Source organism: Tistrella mobilis (assembly GCF_041468085.1).
GTDB lineage: Bacteria > Pseudomonadota > Alphaproteobacteria > Tistrellales > Tistrellaceae > Tistrella > Tistrella mobilis_A.
Genome location: NZ_CP121017.1, coordinates 3,064,905 through 3,088,112 on the forward strand (window position 1 = coordinate 3,064,905; position 23,208 = coordinate 3,088,112).

At 66.7% G+C, this 23,208-nt stretch carries 15 protein-coding genes, 2 tRNA genes and 1 rRNA gene; 10 read left to right on the top strand and 8 right to left on the bottom strand.

Annotated elements, in window-relative coordinates; all coding sequences use genetic code 11:
• Window positions 1-233: 233 nt before the first annotated feature.
• A tRNA-Ile gene (locus P7L68_RS19720) sits at window positions 234-310 on the bottom strand.
• 54 nt (window positions 311-364) lie between these two features.
• Window positions 365-1,865, bottom strand: a 16S ribosomal RNA gene (locus tag P7L68_RS19725).
• A 729-nt stretch (window positions 1,866-2,594) separates the two neighbouring features.
• Here P7L68_RS19725 and P7L68_RS19730 point away from each other — a divergent pair.
• Both P7L68_RS19730 and P7L68_RS19735 read left to right on the top strand, forming a co-directional pair.
• Window positions 2,595-3,185 (top strand): hypothetical protein, encoded by a 591-nt coding sequence (locus P7L68_RS19730; RefSeq protein WP_372000953.1) that lies wholly within the window; start codon window positions 2,595-2,597, stop codon window positions 3,183-3,185.
• Between the two features lie 51 nt (window positions 3,186-3,236).
• Window positions 3,237-5,063: a sensor histidine kinase gene (locus P7L68_RS19735; RefSeq protein WP_372000955.1), complete on the top strand. Its 1,827-nt coding sequence runs from the start codon at window positions 3,237-3,239 to the stop codon at window positions 5,061-5,063.
• Window positions 5,064-5,075: 12 nt separating this feature from the next.
• Here the strand turns inward: P7L68_RS19735 and P7L68_RS19740 are convergent, their stop codons facing one another.
• Window positions 5,076-6,464: a sensor histidine kinase gene (locus P7L68_RS19740; protein ID WP_372000957.1), complete on the bottom strand. Its 1,389-nt coding sequence runs from the start codon at window positions 6,462-6,464 to the stop codon at window positions 5,076-5,078.
• A 173-nt stretch (window positions 6,465-6,637) separates the two neighbouring features.
• On the opposite strand from P7L68_RS19740, the gene P7L68_RS19745 reads away from it, so the two are divergent.
• The 7 genes from P7L68_RS19745 (at window position 6,638) to P7L68_RS19775 (ending at window position 13,405) form a co-directional block, all read left to right on the top strand.
• Window positions 6,638-6,713 (top strand) — tRNA-Ala (locus P7L68_RS19745).
• Window positions 6,714-6,829: 116 nt separating this feature from the next.
• Window positions 6,830-7,687 (top strand): formyltetrahydrofolate deformylase, encoded by an 858-nt coding sequence (gene purU, locus P7L68_RS19750; protein ID WP_372000959.1) that lies wholly within the window; start codon window positions 6,830-6,832, stop codon window positions 7,685-7,687.
• 185 nt (window positions 7,688-7,872) lie between these two features.
• Window positions 7,873-8,850 (top strand): TAXI family TRAP transporter solute-binding subunit, encoded by a 978-nt coding sequence (locus P7L68_RS19755; RefSeq protein WP_372006892.1) that lies wholly within the window; start codon window positions 7,873-7,875, stop codon window positions 8,848-8,850.
• Window positions 8,851-8,950: 100 nt separating this feature from the next.
• Entirely contained in the window at window positions 8,951-11,083 is a 2,133-nt protein-coding gene (locus tag P7L68_RS19760; RefSeq protein WP_372000961.1) for a TRAP transporter permease, read from the top strand.
• Window positions 11,080-11,550 carry a DUF1850 domain-containing protein gene (locus P7L68_RS19765; protein WP_372000963.1) on the top strand — a complete coding sequence of 157 codons (471 nt, stop codon included), beginning with the start codon at window positions 11,080-11,082 and terminating at the stop codon, window positions 11,548-11,550. Before P7L68_RS19760 ends, P7L68_RS19765 begins: the two co-directional genes overlap by 4 nt.
• On the top strand, window positions 11,547-12,848 hold the full coding sequence (locus P7L68_RS19770; protein ID WP_372000965.1) for a DUF2254 domain-containing protein: 1,302 nt from the start codon (window positions 11,547-11,549) through the stop codon (window positions 12,846-12,848). Before P7L68_RS19765 ends, P7L68_RS19770 begins: the two co-directional genes overlap by 4 nt.
• 41 nt (window positions 12,849-12,889) lie before the next feature.
• Window positions 12,890-13,405, top strand: a complete 516-nt coding sequence (locus P7L68_RS19775) for a cupin domain-containing protein (RefSeq protein WP_372000967.1) — start codon at window positions 12,890-12,892, stop codon at window positions 13,403-13,405.
• A gap of 15 nt (window positions 13,406-13,420) precedes the next feature.
• On the opposite strand, the gene P7L68_RS19780 is transcribed toward P7L68_RS19775, so the two are convergent.
• A complete protein-coding gene (locus tag P7L68_RS19780; RefSeq protein WP_372000969.1) occupies window positions 13,421-14,167 on the bottom strand; it encodes an SDR family NAD(P)-dependent oxidoreductase in 747 nt (248 codons plus the stop codon).
• A 245-nt stretch (window positions 14,168-14,412) separates the two neighbouring features.
• On the opposite strand from P7L68_RS19780, the gene P7L68_RS19785 reads away from it, so the two are divergent.
• Window positions 14,413-18,000 carry a PAS-domain containing protein gene (locus P7L68_RS19785; RefSeq protein ID WP_372000971.1) on the top strand — a complete coding sequence of 1,196 codons (3,588 nt, stop codon included), beginning with the start codon at window positions 14,413-14,415 and terminating at the stop codon, window positions 17,998-18,000.
• Between the two features lie 2 nt (window positions 18,001-18,002).
• Here the strand turns inward: P7L68_RS19785 and P7L68_RS19790 are convergent, their stop codons facing one another.
• From P7L68_RS19790 to P7L68_RS19805, 4 genes are all read right to left on the bottom strand, one after another.
• Window positions 18,003-18,659: a response regulator transcription factor gene (locus tag P7L68_RS19790; protein ID WP_372000973.1), complete on the bottom strand. Its 657-nt coding sequence runs from the start codon at window positions 18,657-18,659 to the stop codon at window positions 18,003-18,005.
• Between the two features lie 192 nt (window positions 18,660-18,851).
• Window positions 18,852-20,555: an MFS transporter gene (locus tag P7L68_RS19795; protein WP_372006893.1), complete on the bottom strand. Its 1,704-nt coding sequence runs from the start codon at window positions 20,553-20,555 to the stop codon at window positions 18,852-18,854.
• A gap of 336 nt (window positions 20,556-20,891) precedes the next feature.
• The gene (locus tag P7L68_RS19800) at window positions 20,892-21,869 is read right to left on the bottom strand and encodes a hydrolase/carboxylic esterase (protein ID WP_372000974.1); all 978 of its coding nucleotides are present in this window, start codon (window positions 21,867-21,869) and stop codon (window positions 20,892-20,894) included.
• Window positions 21,866-23,110: an ABC transporter substrate-binding protein gene (locus P7L68_RS19805; RefSeq protein ID WP_372000976.1), complete on the bottom strand. Its 1,245-nt coding sequence runs from the start codon at window positions 23,108-23,110 to the stop codon at window positions 21,866-21,868. Before P7L68_RS19805 ends, P7L68_RS19800 begins: the two co-directional genes overlap by 4 nt.
• Window positions 23,111-23,208 lie beyond the last annotated feature (98 nt).

The following is a 23,208-nucleotide window of genomic DNA, read 5'->3' on the forward strand; positions in this document are numbered from 1 at the left end:
CCGTTTGCAGTCATGCAAACCGGCGCAGCCATCCTTGAGGTTCCGACGCGCGGCCACTCAGCTCGCATACATCAGACGATCTCATCTCTTCACACTGTCCAAAGAACATCACCGGTAACCCCGAAGGGTTCCGGTTCACGGATCGGAAACCCGATCCCGGCATCCCGTTCCGAAGAACGAGGCCGAAACCTTCTCGCTTCCTGCATCGAACAGCACTTCACGGCCTGGGCAGATGGTGGGCCCGGGTGGACTCGAACCACCGACCTCACGCTTATCAGGCGTGTGCTCTAACCACCTGAGCTACAGGCCCGCTTGACTGCGTTCGATGCGGAAGGGATGCGGGGACGGCGGGCGTCTTCCTTAGAAAGGAGGTGATCCAGCCACAGGTTCCCCTACGGCTACCTTGTTACGACTTCACCCCAGTCGCTGACCTTACCGTGGACGGCTGCCTCCCTTTCGGGTCAGCTCACCGGCTTCGGGTAAAACCAACTCCCATGGTGTGACGGGCGGTGTGTACAAGGCCCGGGAACGTATTCACCGCGGCATGCTGTTCCGCGATTACTAGCGATTCCGACTTCATGCACTCGAGTTGCAGAGTGCAATCCGAACTGAGACGACTTTTTGAGATTAGCTTCACCTCGCGATGTCGCTGCCCACTGTAGTCGCCATTGTAGCACGTGTGTAGCCCAGCCCATAAGGGCCATGAGGACTTGACGTCATCCCCACCTTCCTCCGGCTTATCACCGGCAGTTTCCCTAGAGTGCCCAGCCGAACTGATGGCAACTAAGGATGAGGGTTGCGCTCGTTGCGGGACTTAACCCAACATCTCACGACACGAGCTGACGACAGCCATGCAGCACCTGTGTGACGTCCGGCCGAACCGAAAACCCCGTCTCCAGGGTCGCGACGTCCATGTCAAGGGCTGGTAAGGTTCTGCGCGTTGCTTCGAATTAAACCACATGCTCCACCGCTTGTGCGGGCCCCCGTCAATTCCTTTGAGTTTTAACCTTGCGGCCGTACTCCCCAGGCGGAGTGCTTAACGCGTTAGCTACGACACTGCGATACTAAGTATCCCAACGTCCAGCACTCATCGTTTACGGCGTGGACTACCAGGGTATCTAATCCTGTTTGCTCCCCACGCTTTCGTGCCTCAGCGTCAGTTTCGGGCCAGGCAGCCGCCTTCGCCACCGGTGTTCTTCCCAATATCTACGAATTTCACCTCTACACTGGGAATTCCACTACCCTCTCCCGAACTCCAGCCTACCAGTCTCAAAAGCCATTCCGGAGTTGAGCCCCGGGCTTTCACTTCTGACTTGATAAGCCGCCTACGCACGCTTTACGCCCAGTAAATCCGAACAACGCTAGCCCCCTTCGTATTACCGCGGCTGCTGGCACGAAGTTAGCCGGGGCTTCTTCTACGGGTACCGTCATTATCTTCCCCGTCGAAAGAGCTTTACAATCCGAAGACCTTCATCACTCACGCGGCATTGCTGGATCAGGCTTTCGCCCATTGTCCAATATTCCCCACTGCTGCCTCCCGTAGGAGTCTGGGCCGTGTCTCAGTCCCAGTGTGGCTGATCATCCTCTCAGACCAGCTACCGATCGTCGCCTTGGTAGGCCATTACCCCACCAACTAGCTAATCGGACGCGGGCTCATCCATCTACGGCCGAAGCCTTTCCCCCGAAGGGCGTATGCGGTATTAGCTGCAGTTTCCCGCAGTTATTCCCCATAGATGGGCAGATTCCCACGTGTTACTCACCCGTGCGCCACGTAAGCCGGAACCGAAGTTCCGACCCCGTTCGACTTGCATGTGTTAGGCATGCCGCCAGCGTTCGTTCTGAGCCAGGATCAAACTCTCAAGTTGAACCTTCGCTGCGTGATCACTCACACAACAAGGCCTCAACCGAAGTCGTCCCGGCATCTCTCTAGGCACAAGGTCATATCGAGATGCCAAGGCGCTCATCGGTCAGTCGTTCTTAAAGTCCTAAGATCGACGACCGCCGCCCTCGCATCCCTTCCGATCCGTTTCACAATGTCAAAGATCCGGCCGAGGCGTCTCCGCCCCAGGGCACCCTCAGGCGCCGGCTCATTTAAGAGCCTGTATTCTCTGGCTTTTCAGCCCCGCCGGCGCCGCGTCGTCCGCGGTGCCCGTCGGTGTGGGGCGGTTTTTACCCCCGCCGTCCGGCTGCGTCAACTGCTTTTTTCGAAGCGTTTTCGGCGGCTGTTTCGGCGCGTCGCCTGGCGCATTTCTACGTGGCGACAATTTTTGAGTTTACAGAAGGCTCATCGGCTCAGCAAGCGGTTTTTTGATGCTCGCCTCTTCTGCCTTCTCCCGTTCGGGTGTGGAGTGCATATGGGGAGCATCGGCGCCGTCGTCGAGCCCCCGGCCGCTGAAATCATCAGACGCAGCGGGCCCGTGCGATATTCCGCCGCGGGCTGAACCGGACACCTTTCGCTAACCTTCATTTAAGCTTTGCCCGCTAGCCTGAACAACAACGACAAAGCGCATCGCCCTGCCACGCACTGACGGGGAACGATACGGTTTCCCAGGGTCGCTCTGTTCTCGCCCCATTCAGCAGAAGGCAGCCGACGGATGTTCCAACCGACCGACCGACCGATCACCGGGTTCACCAACAGACTGGCCGCCCTCGTGCTGGGCGCGGTTCTGCTGAGCCCCACATTCCTGCCCGAAGCGGTTGCCTTCACGAACGCCGCCCGTGCCGCAGAGGGATCGACCCTGGCTGCCCCGGCAGACAAGGTCGTTCTGGATGTGAACGGCAGCATCGCCGTCTCCAACACCCCCGGGGGCTCCGCTGCCTTCGACCGCGCCATGCTTGCTGCGATGCCGCGTTCGGCCATCGAAACCACCACCCCCTGGACGGAAGGCGTGCAGCGTTTCGAAGGCGTATTGCTGAGCGATCTGGTGGCGCGCCTGGGAGCGACCGGCACCAGGATCACTGCCCGGGCGCTGAACGACTATTCCTATACGTTCGATCTCGCCGATGCGATCTCGCGGGGCGCCCTGATTGCCGATCTCACCAACGGCAAGCAGATGTCGGTTCGCGAACGCGGGCCGCTCTGGATCGTCTTTCCGCTCGACGACATGACGGGCATGACCGAGGTGGAGCGCCACGAGATGCAGTCACGCATGGTCTGGCAGCTCAAGCAGATCACGTTCAACTGATCCTGATCTGTCAACCGACCTCCAGTCTCCCCAACCGGATCGGCCGCCGGCATGCGACGCCTTCTCACTTCGAAACGCCTGGCAGGCGCGCTCGGCGCGGTGATCGTGATCCTGGTCGCGATGATCGGCTGGACCGTGGCTCAGCTGGTGTCGGAAACCCGTCTGAGGGCGACGGAGCGGAGCGAGCGCGACTGGGCCGTGGTGCAGCTGGAGTTCGAGACGCTGCGCATGGCCGACGCCTACACCCATTATCGCTTCGAGCGCAGCCAGGATGCGCTCGACGAGCTGTTGCTGCGTGCGGACATCGTCGAGAGCCGGCTCAGCCTGTTCCGCAAGGGCATCGTCGCCGACGCGCTGGCCGGCCGTCCGGACATCAACGATCTTATGTTGACGATCCGCATCACTCTGCTGGACGTCGGCATTGTGGAAACCTCGGACGATGCCGCAGCCATTGCGGCACTGGGGCGCAGCATCGAAGCGTTACGCGCCAAGGCCTACGATGCCTCGGTCGCCCTTCTGCTCGACAGCAATCGCAGCCTCGCGGCGCTTGAGGTCCGCCTCAGATCGCTCTGGTACTGGATCGCCCTGCCGCTCACCGCCCTGATCCTGGTCGGCGGCTTCCTGGTCGTGCTGCTGACCGGCGCGGTGAAACGGGAAAGCCAGCGCCGCGAAGAAGCCACCCGAGCTCGCCGCGAGGCTCTTGCCGCCGAACAGATGCTGTCGAATGCGATGAGCGCGATGTCCGACGGCCTGCTGATCGCCACGGCCGACGGCCGGATCGCCACCGCCAACCGCCGGGTCGACGAGCTGATGCCGGCTACCATCGGTCGCCCTTTTGCGGGCCGCCGCATCCAGGATCTGCGTGATCAGCTGTTCGCAGAGGCGGTGGTGGACATCCGCACCAGCGCGGCGGACACTGGCGCGGAAATCGATCCGCTGGATCCGCAGCACCTGGACCGCGATCACGAGCTGCATCTGGCCGGTGACCACTGGCTGCGGGTCAGCCGCCGCACCACCGCCGATGGCGGCATGGTCTTCGTGATGTCCGACATCACGCCGCTGAAGCGCCGCGAGCGCGACCTCGCCACGGCCATGCATGCCGCCGAAGCCGCCAGCCGCGCCAAGACCGAGTTCCTGGCCAATATGAGCCATGAGTTCAAAACGCCGCTCAACGCGGTCATCGGCTTCACCGACATGATCATTCAGGGGGCCGCAGGCCCCCTGAACGATCGACAGCGCGAGTATCTGGGCCATGTGCGCGACGGCGGCAACCGGCTGTTGTCGCTGATCGACGACATCCTGGAAATGGTGCGGGCGGATCGCGACGGCCTGAAAGCGGCACCGCTGGATCTGGACCGGCTGGTCGCCGGCGCCGTGGCGGATGCCGAACGAGCCGCCCGGGAGGCCGATGTCACGCTCGCCCGGCTGGAACTGGATCTGCCGGTGCATGGCACGATCCGCGGCGACCGGCGCCTTCTGCGCCGGGCGATCGACGCACTGCTGTCGAATGCGATCAAGTTCACACCGTCGGGCGGCCATGTCACCGTCAGCCTGCGCAATGTCACCCTGCCTCATCCCGAAGGCAGCCCGATCGACGGGGTAGAGATCAGCATCGCGGATACCGGCATCGGCATCGCCCCCGAACAGATCGAACGGGTGCAGCAGCCCTTCGTGCAGCTCGACAGCAGCCTCGCCCGCCGTTACGAAGGCGCCGGGCTGGGCCTGCCCCTGGCCCGGCGGTTCGTCGAGGCCCATGACGGGCAGCTGAGCCTGAACTCAGCCCCGGGCCTTGGCACCGAAGCGCGGATCTGGCTGCCGCTCGCCAGCGCCGAGCCCGAAGCGGTACCGGCAACACGGTTGCGTGTCGCATCGCGCTGACGGCATCTTCCCTCAGCCCTCGTTGCGTCCGTCCTCCGCCGGCAGCGGCAGCAAAATTACCGCCTGCGTCCCCTGCCCGGGCTCGCTGAACAGGGTCAGCCGCCCGCCATGGGCCTCGACCAGGCGGCGGGCCAGCGGCAGCCCCAGTCCCGTGCCCTCGAAACGGCGCGAGAATCCGGCATCGAGCTGGACGAAGGGTTCGAAGGCCCGTTCGATCTGACCGGCGGGCATGCCGATACCGTCATCGGCGATCTCGATCCGTATGCCCTCGGTACCGCCCTGCCCGGCCTCTGCCACCAGCCGCGCCGTGATGGTCACCCGGCCGCCCGGCTCGGTGAACTTGATCGCGTTGGAGAGCAGATTGACGATGACCTGCCGGATGCGGACCTCATCCACCACGGCCGGCAAGGCTGGCGGGTCGACATCGAGCGACAGCGTCAACCCGCCCTGATCGGCCTTGGGCTGCAACATACGCACCGTCGAGCGCAGCAGCCGGGCAAGATCCAGCGGCCTGGGATCGAGCGGCAGAGCCGCCGCCTCGGCCCGGCTCAGATCCAGGATGTCATTGATGACGCTGAGCAGATGGGTGGCGCTGTCCCGGATATCGCCCAGATATTCCCGCTGCCGGTCCGACACCGTTCCGGCATAGCCCATCAGCAGCATGTCCGTGAACCCGATCACGGCATTCAGCGGCGTGCGGAGTTCGTGGCTGACATTGGCCAGGAAGTCGGTTTTCACCTTATTCGCCCGTTCGGCCGCATCACGCGCGGCGGCCAGCGCCGCTTCGCGCGCCTTGATCGCGGTCACGTCGGAATAGAGCGAAAGCAGCCCCCCGTCATGGGTGGGGCTTTCACGCACCATCAGCCAGCGGCCGTCGGCCATGCGCATCTCGAACCGCCCGCGCCCGCGGGCCCGCATCTCACGCCGGCGCCGGGCCCAGGCTTCCGCCGTTTCGCCCATCGTGTCGATGATGCCCCGCTCCAGCACATCGCGCATCAACGTGTCGAAGGACATGCCCGGCCGGAGTTCCGGCGCACCAGGCCCCATGATCTCCTGATAGCGGATATTGCTGATCAGATAGCGGTCGTCGGGACCGCAGAGCAGCAGGGCATCGGTCATGGAATTCAGGGCATCGAGCAGGCGCGCCTCGCTTGTCCGGCGCACCCGTTCCGCCACTTCGGCGCGGGCCAGATGGCGGCGGGCGATCGACCGCTCCCGCCGGACCAGCATGGCCAGGACCACGATCATGGCCCCCAGGCAGAACAGCATGGCGGCAACCACACTCTGACCGGGGGCGATCGCACCGCTTCCCACCGCAAGCGCCACGACCGCCACAGCGAGCCCCAGGACGATCAATCCGCGGGTGAGGCCTCCGGCGACTTCCTTGTCCCACTGCTCCACGGGCGATCCCTCATTCTGCGGCGGCGGTCCTGTTTGTTGTCATTCGTGACCGTCCGCCCTCGACTCCACCCGGTCGGAGCCCCCGGGTCAAGCAGCGAGCGCGGCCACATCATCAGCACTTGCAACGCGCGGCCACAGGCAGTACAAACCGCGTCGACCGCATACGGGATCCCGGGGCCGTAGCTCAGCTGGGAGAGCACCTGCTTTGCAAGCAGGGGGTCAGGGGTTCGATCCCCCTCGGCTCCACCAATTCCGTTGCATCAGAGCGTCTCAGCAGGGGCCGACCGCACACGCGGCCGGCCTTTTTCGTGTCTGCCCCCGCCGTCCCTGCCCCACGCCGTCATCGAACGGAGCCCGACCACGCCATGCCCGTGCCCAGCCCCACCCACGTCCTCACCATCACCTGCCCCGACACCGTGGGCCTTGTGGCGGCCGTGTCCGGCTTCCTGTCGGGGGAAGGCGTGTTCATCAATGAAAGCGCCCAGTACGGCGACCCCGAGACCCAGACCTTTTTCATGCGGGTGGTGCTGTCGGTGCCGGGGGATGGCGACGGTGCGCTGGGCGTGCGCTTTGCCGAGGTCGCCCGCAGATTTTCCATGCGCTGGACGCTGCACGACCTGACCCGCCGGCCGCGGGTGCTGATCTGCGTGACCAAGGCCGGCCACTGCCTGAACGATCTGCTGCACCGCTGGCACAGCGGCCTGCTGCCGATCGAGGTCGCCGGCGTGATGGGCAATCACGACAGCCTGCGTCACCTGGCCGACTGGCACAAGGTGCCCTTCCACCATCTGCCCGTGACCTCCGCGACCAAGGCGGACCAGGAACGCGCGCTGCTCGATCTGATCCGCACGCTCGACGTCGAACTGGTCGTGCTCGCCCGCTACATGCAGATCCTGAGCCCGACGCTCTGCCAGGCACTCTCCGGACGCTGCATCAACATCCATCACAGCTTCCTGCCCGGCTTCAAGGGCGCCCGCCCCTATCATCAGGCACATGCCCGGGGCGTGAAGCTGATCGGCGCCACGGCGCATTACGTGACCACGGACCTGGATGAAGGCCCGATCATCGAACAGGCGGTGGAACGGGTCGATCACACCCACACGGCCGAAGAGCTGGTGACCATCGGCCGCGACATCGAAACCGTCGTCCTGGCCCGTGCCGTGCAGTGGCACGTGGAGCGCAGGGTGCTGATCAACCACAACAAGACGGTGGTCTTTCGCTGACCGGCAGCGCCCCGTAACATCACGGGCTGCATGCTGCATGCAGCTTTTGCTTGCCGCAGGTCACCCCCACACGGCTAAACTGGCAGAACCAACGGCCGGTCCCGCAGAGATCGGGACAATCCGCCTGGGGAGGCGGTGGCCGGATGAATGCCGGAAACAGCGGCAATACGGGGGTAACGACATCCATGATTTCTCTGGGCAAGCGCGCCGGCGCACGACAGCTGGCGGGGCTGGCGATGGCCGCCGCGATCACCATTGCGGCACCGGTGGCGGCCAAGGCCGAACAGTTCGTCAACGTGCTCACCGGCGGCACCAGCGGCGTGTACTATCCGCTGGGCGTGGCGCTCTCCAAGATCTACGCCGACAACATCCCGGATGCCCGCACATCGGTGCAGTCCACCAAGGCGTCGGTCGAAAACCTGAACCTGCTCCAGGCCGGCCGCGGCGAGATCGGTTTCGCGCTGGGTGACTCTGTCGGCCTCGCCTGGGCCGGCGACACGGAAGCCGGCTTCAAGGGTAAGCTCGACAAGCTGCGTGCCATCGCCGCCATCTATCCCAATTACGTCCAGATCGTGGCGAGCCAGGAGAGCGGCATCAAGACGCTCGCCGATCTGAAGGGCAAGCGGATCTCGGTCGGCGCGCCGCGCTCGGGCACCGAACTCAACGCCCGCGCCATTCTGGGTGCGGCCGGCCTCAGCTACGACGATCTGGGCAAGGTCGAATACCTGCCCTTCGGTGAGTCGGTCGAACTGATGAAGAACCGTCAGATCGACGCCACCCTGCAATCGGCCGGTCTGGGCGTCGCGTCGATCCGCGATCTCGCCACCAGCGTGCCGATCACCGTCGTGGCGGTGCCCGCCGATGTCGTGGAAAAGATCGGCGATGCCGCCTATCAGGCAACCGAGATCCCGGCCGGCACCTATGACGGCCAGACCGAGGCGGTGCCGGGCGTTGCCATCCGCAATATCCTGGTGACCCATGCGGATGTGCCGGATGCGCTGGCCCACGAGATGGCGAAGCAGATGTTCACCCATCTGGATACCATGGTTGCGGCCCATGCCGCAGCAAAGGCGATCTCGCTGGACGGCGCGACCAAGGGCCTGCCCATCCCGCTGCATCCGGGTGCCGAGGCCTATTATCGCGAGGCCGGCGTCCTGAAGTGACGGAACCCGAGGCGGCCGGCCGGCGGATGATGCATTTCTGCGGATGCCATCCCCGGCCGGCTTCCCGTGTCGATACGCCTGTCTCGGGACATCCACGCACATGACCGCATCGACTGTCCGGCCCGCCGACGGGGCCCCGCATCAGGGCCATGACCATCTCCAGGACCACAGCTTCGAGGCGGGGCCGATGCACGCGCCCCTGCCCGACAGGACCCGGGGGCTGGGCCGGGCCATTTTCCTGGTCGCCGTGATCTTCTCGGCCTTCCAGATCTACACCGCCGCCTATACGCCGCTGTCGAGCCTGGTGGTCCGCTCGATCCATGTCGGCTTCCTGCTGCTGCTGGGCTTCATGATCACCGCGGCCCACCGGCCCAAGGGCTCGGGGCTGCGCCGGGTCGATCTCGGCCTCGGCATCGCCGGCTTCGCGCTCGGCCTCTATCACTGGATCTTCGAGACCGACATCCTGTTGCGCGCCGGCGATCCGTCGATGACCGACATCGTGCTCGGCTGCGCGATGATCCTGCTGGTCTTCGAAGCCGCCCGCCGGGCGATGGGCATCGCGCTGCCGATCATCTGCGCGCTGTTCCTGTCCTATGCGATCTTCGGGCATCTGCTGCCCTCGCCGCTCAATCATCGCGGCTACGGTTTCGATCAGGTGGTCGACCAGATGTTCCTCGGCACCGAGGGCATCTTCGGCATCCCGATCCTGGTCTCGTCGACCTACATTTTCCTGTTCATCCTGTTCGGCGCCTTTCTGGAGCGCGCCGGGATGATCATGCTGTTCTCCGACGTCGCGATGGGCACGGTCGGCGGCGCCCGCGGCGGCCCGGCCAAGGTGGCGGTGGTCTCGTCCGCGCTGATGGGCACGATCAACGGCTCGGGCGTCGCCAATGTGGTGACCACCGGCCAGTTCACCATCCCGCTGATGAAGCGTTTCGGCTATCGCCCGGCCTTTGCCGGGGCGGTCGAGGCGACATCGAGCATGGGCGGCCAGATCATGCCGCCGGTGATGGGGGCCGTCGCCTTCATCATGGCCGAGACGCTGAATGTCCCCTATATCGACGTGGTCGAAGCGGCGCTGATCCCGGCCCTGCTCTATTTCACCACCGTGCTCTGGATGGTGCATCTGGAAGCCGGGCGCCTGAACCTGGCCGGCCTGCCGCGCTCGGAACTGCCGGATCCGCTGGCGGCGGTGAAGGCGCGCTGGCACCTGATCATTCCGCTCGCCATCCTGGTCTATCTGCTCTTCGCCGGCTACACCCCGCTGTTTGCGGGCACGGTGGGGCTGGCGCTGACGGCGGTGTTGATTCTGGGCGCCCCGATCTCGGGCCTGCTGCCGGCCATGCCGCTCCGGATCCTGTTCTGGGTGGCGATCGGCCTTGCCACCGCCGGCTTCTTCCACTGGGGCATCGACGTCATCGCCGCGGTGATCCTGGTGCTGGTGGTGATCTGCCTGGTGATCAGAGGGCTCCGGCCCACGGTCGACATGATGGTCCAGGCGCTGGCCGATGGTGCCCGCAATGCGCTGGGTGTCGGCATCGCCTGTGCGCTGGTCGGCACGATCATCGGCGTGATGACCCTGACCGGCCTTGCCACCAACTTCGCCCGGGTGATCATCGAGGTCGGCGATCAGAGCCTGTTCCTGTCGCTGGTGCTGACCATGCTCACCTGCCTGGTGCTGGGCATGGGCATCCCGACCATCCCCAATTACATCATCACCTCGTCGCTGGTCGGGCCCGCTCTGCTGGAACTCGGCGTGCCGCTGATCGTCAGCCACATGTTCGTCTTCTATTTCGGCATCATGGCCGATCTGACCCCTCCGGTGGCGCTGGCGGCCTTCGCGGCCTCCCCCATCGCCAAGGCAAGCGGGCTGAAGATCGGGGTGAACTGTATGCGGATCGCCATCGCCGGTTTCGTCGTGCCGTTCATGGCGGTCTACACCCCGGCACTGATGCTCCAGGACGGCGGGCCGATGGCCCAGGCGATCGGCTACTGGCCGGCGGTTGCCTATATCGTTCTCAAGGCGCTGATCTCGATGGGGCTCTGGGGGGCCGCCAGCATCGGTTTCCTGGCCGGGCCGCTCGCCTGGTGGGAACGGCTGCTCGCCGCTGCGGCCGCCTTCCTGCTGGTCGCGGCACTGCCGGTCACAGACGAGCTTGGCATCGCGCTCGCCGCCCTGGTCGTCGGCCAGCATCTGCTGCGCCGCCGCATGGCGCGGCGTGCCGCATCATGAGCGCCGCGGCCGCCCTCGGCCTGTGCATCGCACTGGCCGCGGGCGGCCCGCCGCTCACCCGCCTGCCGCTCGACCCCCATCTGCCGCTCGACCGGTTCACCCTCGCCTGGACCCATTCAGTGGAGCGCATCCGCTGGCGCGAGACCTGGATCATCGGCACCGATGGCCGCCTTCATGCCGGTGAGGCCGTGATCGAGGGCAGCGGCGCCGGCATGGAACCGCCCGACGACGCCCGGCTGATCGACGGCCACTGGGTCTACACCCCGCATCTGCCGCCGCAGGATGCGCTGACGCTCGCCAATTCCACCATGACCGGGCCGCACGACATCTGTATCGCCGGCCGGTGCCGCAGCCTGTTCGACATCGCGCCCGGCGCACGCAACCGGCCGGTGCGTCTGTTCCCATGTCCGGGCGATGCGCTATCATCGGGCAGCACGACAGCACCGGAGGCGGGAACCGCAAGATGATGGAGGGTCTGCGCCAGCGGATCTGGACACGGCTGCGCCAGACGCTCTGGTTCCAGCCGGCTCTCGCCTCGGCGCTCGCCGGCTGCTGGGTGGTGCTCGCCATCATCGGCGGCCCCCTGCTGCCCGGCATGGATGACCTGCCCATTCCCGACAAGGACACCATCGTCGATCTGCTGAAGATGGGCGGCGGCAGCCTGCTGACCATCGCCACCGTCACGCTCTCGGTGCTGATGGTGGTGCTCAACGCGGCGGCCGGCCAGGCCTCGCCCAGGGCCCTGCCCGGGCTGATGTCGGACCGCATGACCCATCGGGCACTGGCCGCCTTCATCGGCGGCTTCGTCTATGCGGTGACCGGCGTGGTCGTTCTGGGGCTCGGTCGCGATGGTGATGGCGCCCGTCTGCTGATCGGCGCGGGCGGGCTCGCCACGCTCTCTCTCGCCCTCTACCGCATGGTGCTCTGGTTCCACCACATCGCCGATCTGCTGAAGCTGTCGAGCATGATCGACCGCATCTTCCGCACCGGCGACCAGGCGCTTGACACCTATCGGATGTCCCCGGCATACGGATTGCGCCTGCGGCCCGCCGCCATGCCGGCCCTCGACGGCCCGGGGCTGATGCCGCTCTACCCGCGCCTGACCGGCCATCTGCGCCTGATCGACGTCGCGCGCCTGGCCGGCACGGCCGAGACGCACCAGCTGTCGGTGATCATCTGCCACCGGCCCGGCACTGCCCTGCATCCGCAGAAGCCGATGGCGATGATCCGCAGCCGCGACGGCCGCCAGATCGACGACGCCCTGCGCACCACGCTGATTGCCTGTTTCGACATCGGCCGCGACCGCACCGAACAGCAGGATCCCCTGCTCTGCCTGGAGCTGCTGTGCGAAACCGCCTGCCGCGCGCTGTCGCCCGGCATCAACGACCCGGAAACCGCCATCATCTGCCTGGACCGGCTGGAATCTCTGCTCACCGGGCTGGTGGCCCGGCCGGCCGATGCCGACACCCCTGCTGATACCGACCGGCTGGGCCCCGGGGCCGCCCATGTGGTGCTGCCGCCGCTGCCGCTGGACCTGGTCATCGACCGGGCCCTGATGCGCATCGCCCGTTGCGGCGCCGATGCGGTCGAGGTCTCCTGTCATCTGCTGCAGGTACTGGAGGCGATCGCACGCACCGCGCGCGACGGCGCCGATGCCGATGTCGCCCGTGCCGCCGCGGTCAGGGCCCACGCGCATGCGGCGGCGGCCCTCGTCACCGTTCATGACCGGCAACGGGTGGATGCGGCACTTGCCGCCATCCCGTAAGCCCGGTGCAGCCTTCCCTCTTTCCACGAAAGGCAGGACGAATGAGCGCCCCCCACGACCATGATCACGACCATGATCACGACCATGATCACCATCACGGCCCCGCCGACGACTGGCGCCATACCGGTGTGCAGGTGATCGCCGGCGACCAGCTGGACCCGAACACCGCCCAGACGCCGGGCATGTCGCGCGCCACCGCGATCAACAATGCCCGCACCGGCGCCAGCAAGATCTGGGCCGGCACCGTCACCATCCAGCCCGATGCCAAGACCGGCGCCCATCATCACGGCGCGCTGGAAAGCGTGATCTATGTGGTGCGCGGCCGCGCCCGCATGCGCTGGGGCGACCGGCTGCAGTTCACCGCCGAGGCGGGGCCGGGCGACTTCATCTATGTGCCGCCCTATGTGCCCCACCAGGAAATCAATGCCGCGGCGGACGAGCCGCTGGAATGCGTGCTCGTCCGCTCGGACCAGGAGCCGGTGGTGGTCAATCTCGACATCGAACCGGTGGAAAAGCCGGAAGCGGTGAAATGGATCGATCCCATCCACCGCAGCTGATCCTGCACATGCCGCTCAGACCGCCGACCAGCCGCCATCCACCAGATGGGCGCTGCCGGTGACGAAACCGGCCTCTTCCGACAGCAGGAAACAGGTCAGCGCCGCCACCTCTTCCGGCGTGCCCAGCCGGCCGATCGGATGCTGTCGGACCAGATGGCGGCGTGCCTCGGGCGCGATATGGGCGATCAGCGGCGTGTCGATGAAGCCGGGGCAGACGGCGTTGACCCGCACGCCCTGCGCCGAATATTCGACCGCCGCCGTCTTGGTCAGCCCGATCACGCCATGCTTGGCGGCAACATAGGCGGCGGATCCGGCAAAGCCGTTCAGCCCCAGGATCGAGGCCATGTTGACGATGGCCCCGCCGCCGGCCGCCAGCATCGCCGGAATCTCGGCATGCATGGCATAGAACACGCCGTTCAGGTTGACGTCGATCACCCTGCGCCAGCCGGCGATGCTGTAGTCGGCCACCGGCCCTTCGGCACCGCCGATGCCGGCATTGTTGACGGCCAGATGCAGGCCGCCGAAGCGGGCCACGACATCCGCAACCAGCTGCGCCACGGCATCGGGATCGGCCACGTCGACGGCAAAGGCGGCTGCCTCGACACCGCCGTCACGCAGTTCCACCGCCAGGGCTTCGGCCGCGTCCGCCTTCAGGTCGGCAAGCGCGATCCGGGCACCGCCCGCGCCGAGCCGGCGTGCAATGGCAGCGCCGATGCCGGATCCGGCGCCGGTGACGAGGGCGATGCGGCCGTCAAAGCTCATGGGGGCGGTCTCCTCTGGGACATCCGGCCGATCTGGTGGCGGCCTGCATGAACGACTCTTTCACCGCCGCCGCGCCAGGCTCCGGCACCGGCGGTGTCCACCGAGGATGATGAGCCCGGCAAAGCAGGTCAACCGCACAGCGACGGGGCTTGATCCCCCGCGCAGCGCGCGGGAAACTGCCCCTGTGGACCCGGGCGTCAGATACCGGGCCGATATAAGGGGGAGGAGGCCGTCCGCGGCGGATCATGGACAGCTGGCTGGTGCTTGCCCTGTCTCTGGGCTATCTCGCCGTCCTGTTCGCCATCGCCTGGCAGGGCGATCGCGTGGCCGCGCGCCGTGCGGCCCCGGCGACAGGCGGCCCGGCTGCAAGCGGCCCGACGGCAAGCGGCCCGACGGCAATCGGTCCGGCTGCAAGCGGTCCGGCTGCAAGCGGATCCGCCAACCGCCGCGCGCCCCTGCTCTATGCCTTGAGCCTCGCAGTCTACTGCACCTCCTGGACGTTCTATGGCGCGATCGGCCGTGCGGCCACCGGCGGCTTCGATTTCCTGTCGATCTATGTCGGTCCGATCCTGATGATCGGCCTCGGCTGGCCGATCCTCGCCAAGATGGTGCGGGTGGCCAAGGCCGAAAACGTGGTCTCGATCTCGGATTTCATCTCGGCGCGCTATGGCAAGAGCCGGGTGCTGGCGGCACTGGTCACCGTGATTGCGGTGGTGGTGGTGCTGCCCTATTTTGCCTTGCAGCTCAAGGCGATCACCATCAGCTTCGAGGCCCTGGCCGGCAATCCCTTCGCCGGCACGGTCATGCCCGACCTGCCCGGGCGGACCACCCTGCTGGTCACCGTGATCATGGCCGCCTTCGCCATCCTCTTCGGCGTGCGCACCATCCATGCCAACGAGCACCATCCGGGGCTGATGAGTGCGATTTCGGCCGAGTCGCTGGTCAAGCTGGCCGCTGCCCTGATCGTCGGGGCGGCGATCACCGTGGTGGTGGCGGGCGGGCCGGTCTCTCTGGTCGGCACCGCGCTTGCCGACCCGGCCCTCGCCCATATGCTGGAACCGCGGCTCGGTCTCAGCTGGTGGGCCATGACCCTGCTGTCGGGCTTCGCCATCCTCTGCCTGCCGCGCCAGTTTCATGTCGCGGTTGTGGAGAATACGCATGTCGCCGATATCCGCACCGCGGCCTGGCTGTTCCCGGCCTATCTGATTGCGATCAACCTGTTCGTCGTGCCCGTCGCCATGGCCGGCCTGCTGCTCTTCGCCGGCGCCGACATGAATGCCGATACCTTCCTGGTGACCGTGCCGCTGGCGATGGGAGAGCCGGGCCTCGCCCTGCTCGCCTTCATCGGCGGGCTGTCGGCCGCCACCGGCATGATCGTGGTCGGCGCGGTCGCCCTCAGCACCATGGTCTGCAACGATCTGATCGTCCCGGGGCTGATGGCCTTGCGCCCGGGCTCGCGGCGGCTCAGGGACAACCCCACCCGCATGCTGCTTCTGGTCCGCCGGCTGGCGGTGATCGGCATCCTGGCGCTGGCCTATATCAACTATCTGCTGCTCGGCAGTACCTTTCCGCTCGTCACCTTCGGTCTGGTCTCTTTCGCCGGGGTCGCGCAGTTCGCGCCGCCGCTGCTGCTCGGCCTGTTCTTCCGGCAGGTCACCAAGGCCGGCGCCATCGCGGGGCTGATCGCCGGCTTCGCGGCCTGGGTCGCCACGGTGCTGCTGCCCTCCTTCGCCGAGGCCGGGGTGGTCGCCGGCAGCGTGCTGCATGATCTTCTGATCGGCTTCGGCTGGATCACGATCGGCGGCGCCACCAGTGTGCACGACCTCGATGTCCTCTCGGGCGGAGCGCTCACCAGTCTCGCGCTCAATCTCGTGGTACTGCTGGCGGTATCGCGGTTCACGCGCCGGTCGGAGCTGGAGGCGCGGCAGGCGGAACGTTTCGTCTCCATGCGCCACGAGCTGGGCGAGCGGCGCGTGCATCCCCGCGGCGCCACGCTCGCCGATCTGCACGAACTGGCGGCGCGCTATGTCGGCCGCAAACGCGCCGATGCCGCCTTCGCCGACCTTGCCCAGTCCCGCAGCCTCCATACCGACGGCTTCGATGCCGCACCGCCGCTGCGCATCGACCAGGAAGCGGTGCAGGCGACCGAATGGCTGCTGGCCGGTGCCATCGGCTCGGCCTCGGCCCGGGTGGTGGTGGCCAGCCTGCTGGCCGACCGGCGTCTGTCTCGTTCCGATGCCCGCAGCATCATCGACGAGGCCTCGCGCGCGATCCTCGATCAGCACACCCTGCTGCGCTCGACGATCGAGAATGTCGGCAAGGGCATCTGCGCCTTCGACCGCGATTTCCGGATTCTGGTCTGGAACCGGCGCTTCCTCGACATGCTCGACGTGCCGGAAAGCCTGATCACCGTCGGCACGCCCTTGTCCGACATCGTCGACCATCTTCATGCCCGTGGCGAATTCAGCCATGACCGCGAGATCGTCACCCTGTTGCGCCGCTCGGATCCGGATCTGCGCGACCGGCCCGACATGTATCAGCGGATCCGCCCCGACGGCACGGTGCTGGAGGTCACCTCGAACCCGCTGCCCGATGGCGGCTTCGTGGCGGTCTTCAACGACGTGACCGAGCGTCACCGCGCGGCGGAAGCACTGCGCGAAGCCAATGAGGGGCTGGAGCGCGGCATCGCCGAACGCACGGCCGATCTGGCCGATGCCAAGGCCGAGGCCGACCGGGCCAACCGCGCCAAAACCCGCCTGCTGGCGGCGGTCAGCCACGACCTGCTCCAGCCGCTGCATGCCGCCCGTCTGTTCATTTCGGCCGCCCGCGACCGCGGCAATGATCCGCTGGTCGGCCAGGCGGATGCGGCGCTCCGCTCGGTCGAACAGCTGCTGGGCGACCTGCTCGACATCACCCGGCTCGACAGCGGCGTGGTCAAGCCCAGCCGCGGCGCGGTGGTGGTCGACGAGGTGCTGCGGCCGCTGATGGGTGAAATGGCAGTGGTCGCCGCCCGCCATGGGCTGACACTGGTGCACATCCCCTGCTCCGTCACCGTCGAGACCGATGCCGTATTGCTGCGCCGGATTTTGCAGAACCTGATCGGCAATGCACTGCGCTATACCCGCACCGGCCGGGTGCTGGTCGGGTGCCGGCGGCTGGGCGACCGGTTGCGGATCGAGGTGCACGACACCGGCCCTGGCATCCCGCCCGAAAAACAGGCGGAGATCTTTCAGGAATTCCGCCAGCTCGACGGCGGGCCGGGGGATCGTGACAAGGGGCTGGGGCTGGGATTGTCGATCGTGGAGCGGCTGGCGGCGATCCTTGGCCACAGGGTCGGGCTCCGCTCCACCCCTGGCCGCGGCAGCTGTTTCTCGGTCGAGCTGCCCGTGAGCGAAAGCCGGGCCCTGGCGCGGCGCGTGGCACCAGAGGCCCGCGGCGGCGGCTTCGACGGTACGCTGGTGCTGTGCATCGAAAACGAGCCCGCAATCGCGGAAGCCATGACAGCCCTGCTCGGTGGCTGGTCCTGCGAGGTCGTCTGGGGGACCACGGCCGAGGCGGCGCTCTCCGCTCTCGGCGACCGCCGCCCCGACATCGTGCTGACCGATTATCACCTCGATCACGGCCTGAGCGGGCTCGACGTGCTCGCCGGCCTGCGTACCCGTTTCGGCGCCGCACTCCCCGCCGCCGTCATCACCGCCGATCGCAGCGACACCGTTCGCCGCGCGGCCGAGGCGGCCGACTGCCGCATCGCCTATAAACCGCTCCGCCCGGGCGCACTCAGGGCGCTGATCGCGCATATGGTCGCGAAGGGGCGAAGCCGCGCCGCAGAATAGGGTCAGCTGCCCGCCGTCTCCGCCTCCGCCGCCGCATGCAGCGCCAGCCGCCCGGCCAGGATGGCGGCCTGGGTCCGGCTCACCACGCCCAGGCGGCGCAGGATCACCGTCACATGGGCCTTCACCGTGGTTTCGACCACGCCCATCTCGTAGGCGATCTGCTTGTTGAGCTTGCCTTCGGCGATGCCCGCCAGCACCCGCAACTGCTGGGGGGTGAGGCCGGCGATGCGGTCGGCGACGTCGATATCCTCGGCCGTCTCGGCCTCGTCGGTGTCCGGCTGCCAGATCTGGCCCTCGATCACCGCCCGGATCGCGGCGCCCAGCCGGTCGACCGGCGCCGATTTCGGCACGAAGCCCGAGGCGCCGTATTGCATCGCCCGGCGGATGGTGGCGGCATCCTCCATCGCCGAGACCACGATCACCGGGATCGCCGGATGTTCGTTGCGCAGCAGCACAAGGCCGATCAGCCCGTTCATGCCCGGCATGTGCAGATCCAGCAGCACGCAGTCGATGCCGTCATCGCGGGCCAGAACCGTTTCGACTCCCGAAAATTCCGACGCCTGGATGGTCTCCGCCCCGGGCAGGCTGTCGGCCACCGCCTGGCAGAGTGCCGCCCGCATCAGCGGATGATCGTCGGCGATCAGGATCCGATACGACATATCCCGCCCTCCCCTCGGGTCCCGGGCTTCCGGCTGCGTTGGCCGTACCCTTATGAGGCAGGATCATGCGCAAGTTTCTGTCCGACGCAAGGCCGGTCTGCATATGAATTGAAACGGGCAGCCGAAGCTGCCCGTTCCATGATGCTCTTTTCGCGGGTGCAGCACGCACCCTTGGGCTGTGTGTTGCGCTGCTCAATCGTGCTGGTAGATGTCCACCGACTTCGTATCCCGGACGAAGAGCACACCGATCACCAGGGTGGCTGCCGCGATCACGATCGGGTACCAGAGACCCGAATAGATGTCGCCGGTGGCGGCCACGATCGCGAAGCTGGTGGTGGGCAGGAAGCCGCCGAACCAGCCATTGCCGATGTGATAGGGCAGCGACATCGACGTGTAGCGGATCCGGGTCGGGAACATCTCGACCAGCATCGCCGCGATCGGGCCATAGACCATGGTCACGTAGATGACCAGCACGGTCAGCAGCACGATCAGCATCACATGGTTCACCCGGGCCGGGTCGGCCTTGGCGGGATAGCCGGCCGCGGTCAGGGCATCGCCCAGCGCCTTGTTGAAGGCGGCGCCGGCAGACTGCGGGTCGACCGGGGCGGCGTGGCTGCCGCCGCCATGCAGGTTGACCTCGGTTTTGCCCGTGGCGCCCGAGGCGTCGTAGCTGTCGATCACCACATCGCCGACGCGGATCTGGGCGATGGTGCCGGCGGGGGCGGCTTCGTTGCTGTAAGGCGCGCCCTTCTTCACCAGAGCCGACTTGGCGATGTCGCAGCTGCTGGTGAATTTGGACGTGCCGACCGGGTTGAACTGGAAGCTGCAGCTCTCGGGATCGGCATAGACCACGATCGGCGCGCTCGCCACGGCCTGTTCCAGCGCCGGATTGCCGTAATGGGTCAGGCCCTTGAAGATCGGGAAATAGGTCACGATCGCCAGCGCCAGGCCGACCATGATGATCGGCTTACGGCCGATGCGGTCCGACAGGCTGCCGAAGATCACGAAGAAGGGCGTGCCCAGCAGCAGGGCGGCGGCGATCATCAGGTTGGCGTCCTGCGGATCGATCTTCAGGGTCTGCTGCAGGAAGAACAGGGCATAGAACTGGCCGGTGTACCAGACCACCGCCTGGCCGGCGACCAGGCCGAACAGCGCCAGCAGGACGATCTTGAGGTTCTTCCAGTTGCCGAAGGCCTCGGTCAGCGGCGCCTTCGAATGCTTGCCCTCTTCCTTCATCTTCTGGAAGACCGGGCTTTCGTTCAGCATCATCCGGATCCAGACCGACACGCCGAGCAGCACGATCGAGATCAGGAAGGGAATGCGCCAGCCCCAGCTTTCGAAATCCTCGGCCGGCATGGAAACGCGGCAGCCCAGGATGACCAGAAGCGACAGGAACAGGCCCAGCGTCGCCGTGGTCTGGATCCAGGCGGTATAGGCGCCGCGGCGGCCGTTGGGGGCGTGTTCCGCGACATAGGTCGCCGCACCGCCATACTCACCGCCCAGCGCCAGACCCTGCAGCAGGCGCAGAATGATCAGGATCACCGGCGCGGCCATGCCGATGGTGGCATAGTTCGGCAGGATGCCCACGATGAAGGTCGAAGCACCCATGATCAGGATGGTGACGAGGAAGGTGTATTTCCGGCCGATCAGGTCACCCAGGCGGCCGAAGACCAGCGCACCGAAGGGACGCACGGCGAAGCCGGCGGCGAAGGCGAGCAGCGCGAAGATATAGGCTGCCGTCTCGTTCACGCCCGAAAAAAACTGCTTGGCGATGATCGCAGCCAGCGAGCCGTAGAGATAGAAGTCGTACCACTCGAACACAGTACCCAGCGAAGAGGCGAAGATAACCTTCTTTTCCTTGCTGGTCATGGGTGCGGCCTTGCCCGTATCCGCCATGGATATGTTGGCCATATATCCTCCCTGCAACGTGGCGTTGCTCAGACGTTTTCTGCGTTGGAAGACGCTGCCTGACGCCGATCCTGAAGCAGGGCCGTTCCCTGGCCCCGGATGCGTCCACCGGGTGGGTCGGATGCTTCATTTCCCCGTCGCCCGTCAGGCCGGTCGATGGTGAAACGATGCGCCGCGCGGCCGAAGGACGCAGCCCCGACCTTGGTCGGGGTGAGATCCGATACAGATCCTTGAAATGAAAGAAGAATTCTTGTGCGCCGCAGCAAATCGTCGCATCGCGGCGCACAAACGCCTGCCCGTGTGTTCACCCGGGGATTGGGCCGCTCACGTCCCGGCCGTGATCCAGTCGATCAGCAGCGCGGCCAGCCCGTCGGAATTGTCGTCCATCATCGGCATGTGCGAATTGCCGCGGATGCCCATGGCGGGCAGATCCATCAGCTTCGCCTCTACCCCGGCGGCCGCCAGCTGGCCCACATGGCTGCGGGTGGCGGCGGCCAGATCCGACCAGAACGGCGTCTCCTCGACGAAATCGCCCAGCATCAGCAGGCGCCGCTGCGGCCGGCCGTCGGGGCCTGCGGGCGACCAGTCCCCGGGCAGGGCCGGCATGCCCGAAGGCTCGATGCCGATGCAGCCACGCACGAGATCGGGGCGCGCGGTGGCGGCGGCATGGGTGAACCAGCCGCCCTGGCTGTGCCCGACCAGGATGCAGGGGCCGACGGTTTCGATCACCGCGATCAGCGCCGCCAGCGCCTGGGGCGCGGTCGACAGCCAGCGCGGCACATGGTTGCGGCACAGGGCGTCGAAGCCCGCCATCGGGAAACGCTGCCCCGGGAAGGGTCGCCGCGCCGCCATATCCGCCGCAGCGCCCAGCCGATAGAGCGTCCAGGCCTGTTCGTCGGTGCGCATGATCGCCCGGCCCGCCCAATGGCCATCGACCGCGCACCAGCCGGCCCGGCCGCGCTCCACCCCGTCGACGACATGGGTGGTGAACCCGGCCTGGACGAAACGGGTCAGCCAGCCAGGCCGGCCGTCGGGCGTCGTCTCCCACATCGAACCGGTCAGCGCGCCGCCATGGACCAGCACCAGCGGCAGCGCGCCGGGCCGGGCGTTGCGCGGCACGAAACTCTGGACATAGGCCTGATCGGCAAAGACCGCGCCATTGGGATCATGAATGAAATCCGGGGTATCGGCCGAAAAATTGATCCGCTCGGGCGCCGCATCCCGGGTGACGACCCGCCCGCCGCCGCAGCGAAAGCTGCGGAAGCAGGCGAGATCCATCTCATGGCCGGGGGCCTCGGTCACCTGGCCACCAGCGGGCAGGTGCTTTCCGACAGCGGCCAGACCAGTTCGTCGCCGGGAATGGTCGCCACGATGTCGAGATAGTCCCAAGGGCCCTTGGATTCGGCCGGCGCCTTCACCCGGGCCAGATACATGTCGCGTACCACCCGGCCATCTTCACGCAGCCGGGCATTGCGGCTGTAGGGATCGTCGATCGGCAGTTCGCGCATCTTGGCCGACACCGCATCGGCATCGGTGCCGCCCGCGGCGTCCACCGCCTTCAGATAATGCAGCACCTCGCCATAGACACCGGCCTGCAGCATGCCCGGCATGGCGCCCACCCGCTCCATATAGCGCTTCGACAGCGCCCGCGCGCGATCATCGGCATCCCAATAGGACGGCGTGGTGAGATAGGTGCCCTGCGCCGCCTTCAGCCCCAACCCATGGATGTCCGACAGCATCAGGATCAGGGCCGCCAGCTTCTGGCCGCCCGCGACCAGGCCGAATTCGCCGGCCTGTTTGATGGTGTTGATCGTGTCGCCGCCGGCATTGGCGATACCCACCACTTTCGCGCCCGATGCCTGGGCCTGAAGCAGGTAGGACGAGAAATCCGGCGTCGCCAGCGGATGGAAGACCTCGCCGACCACCTGGCCACCGGCGCCGGTGACCACGGCCCCCGCATCACGCGCCAGCTGATGGCCGAAGGCATAGTCGGACGCGATCATGAACCAGCTGTCACCGCCGGCCTTGACCACCGCCCCGGCGGTGCCCTTCGACAGGGCATAGGTATCGTAGGTCCAGTGCACGCCATAGGGCGAGCAGGACTTCCCGGTGAGTGCCGGGGTGCCGGCGCCCGAGAACAGCACCATCTTCTTCTTCTCGCGGGCGATTTCCTGCACCGCCAGCGCCACGGCCGAATTGGGCACGTCGACGATCACATCGACCCCGGTCTGATCAAACCATTCGCGCGCGATCGACGAGCCGAGATCGGTCTTGTGCTGATGATCGGCCGAGATCACCTCGACCGGGCGGCCGGCGACCTTGCCGCCCATATCCTCGACCGCAAGCCGCGCCGCCTCGACCGAGCCCTTGCCCGTGGCATCGGCGGTGACGCCACTCAGATCGGTCAGCACGCCGATCCGGATCGGCTTCATCTCGTCCGCCGCGGCCCGTCCGGCCACAACCGTCGTTCCTGCCGCAAGCCCGGCCACCACGGCCAGGGCCACCGCCAGACGGCCGCCGGCCGCCTTGCTCCTGTTCTGCATCTGGTTTCCTCCCGCTCCGGCGCCATGGCGCCGCGGGCTTCAAGGCGCGCAGCCCCTGCCCGTTCTTGTGTCGTGCTCCGGCACCTCGCGCCGGGTCG

Coding starts and splice junctions, on each gene's coding strand:
- P7L68_RS19730 (WP_372000953.1), top strand. CDS start 2,595: ATGTTCCAACCGACCGACCGACCGATCACCGGGTTCACCAACAGACTG.
- P7L68_RS19735 (WP_372000955.1), top strand. CDS start 3,237: ATGCGACGCCTTCTCACTTCGAAACGCCTGGCAGGCGCGCTCGGCGCG.
- purU (WP_372000959.1), top strand. CDS start 6,830: ATGCCCGTGCCCAGCCCCACCCACGTCCTCACCATCACCTGCCCCGAC.
- P7L68_RS19755 (WP_372006892.1), top strand. CDS start 7,873: ATGATTTCTCTGGGCAAGCGCGCCGGCGCACGACAGCTGGCGGGGCTG.
- P7L68_RS19760 (WP_372000961.1), top strand. CDS start 8,951: ATGACCGCATCGACTGTCCGGCCCGCCGACGGGGCCCCGCATCAGGGC.
- P7L68_RS19765 (WP_372000963.1), top strand. CDS start 11,080: ATGAGCGCCGCGGCCGCCCTCGGCCTGTGCATCGCACTGGCCGCGGGC.
- P7L68_RS19770 (WP_372000965.1), top strand. CDS start 11,547: ATGATGGAGGGTCTGCGCCAGCGGATCTGGACACGGCTGCGCCAGACG.
- P7L68_RS19775 (WP_372000967.1), top strand. CDS start 12,890: ATGAGCGCCCCCCACGACCATGATCACGACCATGATCACGACCATGAT.
- P7L68_RS19780 (WP_372000969.1), bottom strand. CDS start 14,167: ATGAGCTTTGACGGCCGCATCGCCCTCGTCACCGGCGCCGGATCCGGC.
- P7L68_RS19785 (WP_372000971.1), top strand. CDS start 14,413: ATGGACAGCTGGCTGGTGCTTGCCCTGTCTCTGGGCTATCTCGCCGTC.
- P7L68_RS19790 (WP_372000973.1), bottom strand. CDS start 18,659: ATGTCGTATCGGATCCTGATCGCCGACGATCATCCGCTGATGCGGGCG.
- P7L68_RS19795 (WP_372006893.1), bottom strand. CDS start 20,555: ATGGCGGATACGGGCAAGGCCGCACCCATGACCAGCAAGGAAAAGAAG.
- P7L68_RS19805 (WP_372000976.1), bottom strand. CDS start 23,110: ATGCAGAACAGGAGCAAGGCGGCCGGCGGCCGTCTGGCGGTGGCCCTG.